At 71.4% G+C, this 4,105-nt stretch carries 3 protein-coding genes; 1 reads left to right on the top strand and 2 read right to left on the bottom strand.

Translation table 11 applies throughout. The annotated features are described in order from the left end of the window. Window positions 1-128: 128 nt before the first annotated feature. Window positions 129-1,901 (top strand): DEAD/DEAH box helicase, encoded by a 1,773-nt coding sequence (locus MU407_RS13645; RefSeq protein ID WP_246958298.1) that lies wholly within the window; start codon window positions 129-131, stop codon window positions 1,899-1,901. 104 nt (window positions 1,902-2,005) lie between these two features. Here MU407_RS13645 and trxA read toward each other — a convergent pair whose 3' ends face one another. Both trxA and hisS read right to left on the bottom strand, forming a co-directional pair. Continuing rightward, window positions 2,006-2,386 (bottom strand): thioredoxin, encoded by a 381-nt coding sequence (gene trxA, locus MU407_RS13640; protein WP_246958296.1) that lies wholly within the window; start codon window positions 2,384-2,386, stop codon window positions 2,006-2,008. 60 nt (window positions 2,387-2,446) lie between these two features. Then, a complete protein-coding gene (hisS, locus tag MU407_RS13635) occupies window positions 2,447-3,844 on the bottom strand; it encodes a histidine--tRNA ligase (RefSeq protein WP_246958294.1) in 1,398 nt (465 codons plus the stop codon). Window positions 3,845-4,105 lie beyond the last annotated feature (261 nt).

The following is a 4,105-nucleotide window of genomic DNA, read 5'->3' as shown; positions in this document are numbered from 1 at the left end:
TGGGGCGCTTCAGCGAGATCAACCGCACCGAGACCCCCGCCGACGAGACTCCCGCCCCGGCCGAGACGGCCGGCGGTGAGGCTCCCGCCGTCGAGCCGACGCCCGGTAAGACGCCCGCCGCGGAGGCCCTGAACGGCTTCGACGCCCTGGAGCTGCCGTCCGCGCTGCGCGAGGCGGTCGATGAGCTGGGGTTCACCGCCCCGTCGGCGATCCAAGCGCAGGCCATCCCGCCGCTGCTGGAGGGCCGCGATGTGATCGGGGTGGCGCAGACCGGCACCGGGAAGACCGCCGCCTTCGGCCTGCCGCTGCTCGCGGCGATCGACCCCTCGCGCCGGGAGGTGCAGGGCCTGGTCCTCGCCCCCACCCGCGAGCTGGCCATGCAGGTCGCCGAGGCGATCTCCTCCTTCGCCACCGCGATCGGCGGGCTCGATGTCGTTGCCGTCTACGGCGGCTCCCCCTACGGCCCGCAGGAGCGCGCTCTCACCCGCGGCGCACAGGTGGTCGTCGGCACGCCGGGCCGCATCATGGACCACATGCGCCGCACCACGCTGCGGCTGGATCAGGTGCGCTTCGCGGTCCTCGATGAGGCCGATGAGATGCTGCGCATGGGCTTCGCGGAGGATGTCGAGGAGATCCTCTCCCACTCCCCCGCCACCCGGCAGGTGGCGCTGTTCTCCGCGACGATGCCCCCGGCGATCGAGCGTGTGGCCGCCGAGCACATGAAGGACCCGGTGCGCGTGAGCGTCACCCCGCAGTCCTCGACCGTCGACTCCGTCGAGCAGTCCTATGCGGTGGTGCCCTTCCGGCACCGCACCGGAGCGCTCGCCCGTGTGCTCGCCACCTCGAGCGCCGATGCCGCGATCGTGTTCGTCCGCACTCGCGCCGCCGCCGAAGAGGTCGGCACCGCCCTCGTCGCCCGCGGCGTGATCGCGGCGTCGATCAGCGGGGATGTGCCGCAGAAGGAGCGCGAAAAGATCGTCGAGCGGCTGCGCGACGGATCCCTGCACGTGCTCGTCGCGACCGATGTCGCCGCGCGCGGCCTGGACGTGGAGCGCATCGGGCTGGTGGTGAACTTCGATGTGCCGCGCGAGCCGGAGGCGTATGTGCACCGCATCGGCCGCACCGGCCGGGCGGGCCGCTCCGGGAAGGCGCTGACCTTCATCGGCCCGCATGAGCGACGGGCGCTGAAGAACATCGAGCGGGCCACCAAGCAGAAGCTCGCCGAGGCGATCGTCCCCTCCCCGCGCGATGTCTCCAAGCACCGGGCCGCGGCCGTGCTGGCCGAGGTCCCGGCGCGCGCTGACCGCGGACGCCTCGAGCTGTACCGCGAGCTGATCGGCGAGTTCCTGGCCGAACATGAGATGGATCCGCTCGAGCTCGCCGCCGTGCTCGCCGCGACCACCGTCGGCGATGACGGTCCCGGCACCGCGAGTGAGGACGAGGAGTTCACCTCCGCGACGCTGGCCGGCTCGGACCGCCCCGACCGGCCGCGGCGCGCAGAGCCGGGCAGGGCTGAGCACGGCTTCACCGCGTACAAGGTGGGGGTCGGGCATACGCATGGGGCGCGGCCGCAGAGCCTGGTCGGTGCGCTCACCGGGGAAGGCGGGCTGCGCGGCAAGGACGTGGGCAAGATTCAGATCTTCCCGACCTTCTCCCTGGTGCAGATCCGCGGGGGCCTGAACGGCGAGCAGATGCAGCGCATCGGCAAGGTTACGGTGGCTGGGCGCGAGCTGCGGATCGCCCCGGATCAGGGTCCCCGCGGCGGACGCGGGCGGCGCGATGGGGCGGAGCGTCCCCGGCGCGGGGATGGCATCCCGCCGTGGAAGCGCACAGAGCGCGGTGGGCGTGACCGGGATCGGCTTGCCGCGAAGAAGCACGCGGCGCGCCGCCGCCGCGACTGACGCCAGAACAGGGCCCCAGACAGGACAGGACCCCGCCGGATCGGGCGGGGTCCTGTGCGGTTCAGGGACGGGCCGGGGTCAGGGACAGACCCGGCGGACGTCGATCACTTCTGCTGCTCGCTCTGCTGGGCCTGGGCTTCGGCGTAGGCCTTGCGGACCTCATCCATGTCGAGCTGCTTGACCTGGCTGACCAGGTCCTCGAGCGCGGCCTGCGGCAGCGCGCCGGGCTGGGAGAACACCGGGATCCCGTCGCGGTAGGCGACGAGGGTGGGGATGGAGGTCACGCCGTAGCGCATCGCCAGCTCCTGCTGGTCCTCGGTGTCCACCTTCGCGTAGGTGACATCGGGGTTCTTCTCGGAGGACTCCTCGAAGACGGGGGCGAAACGCTGGCAGGGCACGCACCAGCCCGCCCAGAAGTCGATCAGGACGATGCCGTCCTCGATGGTCTTGTCGTGGTTCTCGGAGGTCATGGTGATGGTGGCCATGACGAGAGGAACGCGTGGCGGCGCGGGAGCATTCCTCCCCCGCCGCCGCTGTGATGTGGCTCACCGACCCCCGAGAGAGGTGTCCTCGTCCGCGGTCGTGGATCCGGCCAGGATCTGCACGGTGCGGTCTGCGGCCGACGGCTCCCAGGTCCCGGCATCGGCCGGAGCCTGCTCGCCGCTGCGGATGTCCTTGACCTCATCGGCCCGACCCTCGGTGCCGGGGAACCAGATGAAAGGGATACCGCGGCGGTCGGCGTAGCGGATCTGCTTGCCGAACTTCGCTGCGCTCGGGGCCACCTCGCAGGGGATGCCGCGGCGGCGCAGCTGTGTGGCGACAGCATCGCTGGAGGCGCGGTGCTCCTCATCGCTCACGGAGACCAGCACACAGGTGGGCACGGGGCGGGAGGCCCGCGCGAGGTCCGCGGAGAGCATCCGGGAGACCAGTCGGGACAGGCCGATGGACAGGCCCACCCCGGGATAGGTGTGACGGTTATCCGCGGCGAGCTGGTCGTACCGGCCGCCGGAGCAGATCGAGCCCAGCGACTCGTGCCCGGCGATGAAGGTCTCGAACACGGTGCCGGTGTAGTAGTCCAGGCCCCGGGCGATGGAGAGGTCCGCCATGATCACACCGGGCACGGCGGCCTCGACGCGCTCGAGCACGGCGGTGAGCTCGGCGATGCCCTGCTCGACCATCTCGCCACTGCCGCCGAGGTCCCGCACCTGCTGGGCGAAGGAAGCATCGCGGGTGCGGATGCTCGCAAAGGCCAGGCAGGCCTGGGCCTGCTCACGGCTCGCTCCGGCATCGCGCAGCAGCAGCTCGGTCACCGCGTCAGCGCCGATCTTCGGCAGTTTGTCGAGGCTGCGCAGCACCGCGGCGTGGTCACCCAGGCCCAGGGAGCGGAAGAAACCCTCGGACAGGCGACGGGTGTTGGCGTGGATGGTGAAGGAGCCCAGCGGGAGGCGCGCGAGGATCTCCCCCATCACGACGGCGACCTCGGCCTCCACATGCCCGGGCAGGGTGTCCTGGCCGATGACGTCGAGATCGGCCTGGTAGAACTCGCGGTACCGGCCTTCCTGGGGCCGCTCGCCGCGCCAGACCTTCTGGATCTGGTAGCGCCGGAAGGGGAAGGCGAGGTCGTTCTGGTGCTCCAGGACGTAGCGGGCCAGCGGCACGGTGAGGTCGAAGTGCAGCCCGAGGGTGCGGTCCGGGTCGGCACCGTCATCGTCGGCGCCGTCGTCCTCGGCGTGCAGGCGCCGCAGGAGGTAGACCTCCTTGTCGATCTCGCCCTTGCGCAGCAGCTGCGAGAGCGGCTCGACGGCGCGAGTCTCGATACCGGCGAAGCCATGCAGCTCGGCCACCTCACGGAACACGTCGATGACGTGCTGTTCGACGGCGCGCTCGGCGGGGAGGTGCTCGGGGAATCCCGAGAGGCCGGTGTTCTTGGCGGGCTTCGCCATGGAGGGCACTTCCTTCGAGTCGGGGTCTGCGCGTCCCATTATCGCCCGTCGGCGCGGCCACAGCGGACGGCGCATCGTGCCCGGGCCGGTCACGGTAGAGTTCCGTGACGTGGTCCACGAGCGAAGGCCGGTGGATCGATGTGCCCGTCAGCCGCCTACCCGGTGGCAGTGTCCCGCCCTGCAGCGGATCCCGTCGAAGGAGCTCGATCATGAGCGAGTCCGAGAACCCCCAGTCCGTGCCGTCCTCCCCCGCCCCGGAGA

The organism is Brachybacterium sp. Marseille-Q7125 (genome assembly GCF_023062615.1).
GTDB lineage: Bacteria > Actinomycetota > Actinomycetes > Actinomycetales > Dermabacteraceae > Brachybacterium.
This window is presented reverse-complemented; position numbering and strand designations above follow the sequence as displayed.